We start from the raw sequence: 537 nt of genomic DNA, 5'->3' as shown, positions 1-537 counted from the left end.
ACATCCAACTTGGAAATGCAGGGGATGCCCATACGAAATCCTATAATCTCATCCGAGATACGCTTTTCATGGGGAATGACAAGCTGTATCATGATGTTGGGAATGTCTTTGTGACGGCGAGTGCCATTATGATTCCCATAGGGCAGACTCAGAGCGCTGTCAAGGGCTTGACCCAGTTTGCGATAGGGGAAGCCGGTGCCTATACAGCGGGTCAGGTTGCCTATCATGGGACTAAGCTCCTAGGTGGAAGTGAGGAAGACGCTCAAACCGCAAACTTTATCGGGAATATCTTAGGAGGTTATGCGGTCTCCTCAGCAGCTAGCAAGTTTAGTCTCAATAAGGTGAAAGTAGAGGTCGAAGCACCGAAGTATAACCGCGAGCAGATTCTGAAGAATCTGAAAGAAAGTAAACTTGCGAGGGAATCCAGTAACTTTGACCAGTATCTGGCGAAGGAGAAACTCCAACTAGGCTTAAACAAATCCCCATTAGTTAGTCGGGAACTTCCGAAGGTGAAGGGGGTGCACGATGTCGAAGCAC

1 pseudogene is annotated in these 537 nt (G+C 48.2%); it reads left to right on the top strand.

Features of this window, described 5'->3' with window-relative positions:
• Positions 1-537 (top strand): annotated as a pseudogene (locus FBF73_RS09920) (hypothetical protein); the annotation flags it as partial.

Origin of the sequence: Streptococcus mitis, assembly GCF_005144795.1 — a bacterium.
GTDB classification, from domain to species: domain Bacteria; phylum Bacillota; class Bacilli; order Lactobacillales; family Streptococcaceae; genus Streptococcus; species Streptococcus mitis_BB.
Note: the sequence above shows the minus strand (reverse complement) of the source record. Positions and strands in the feature narration are given on the sequence as shown.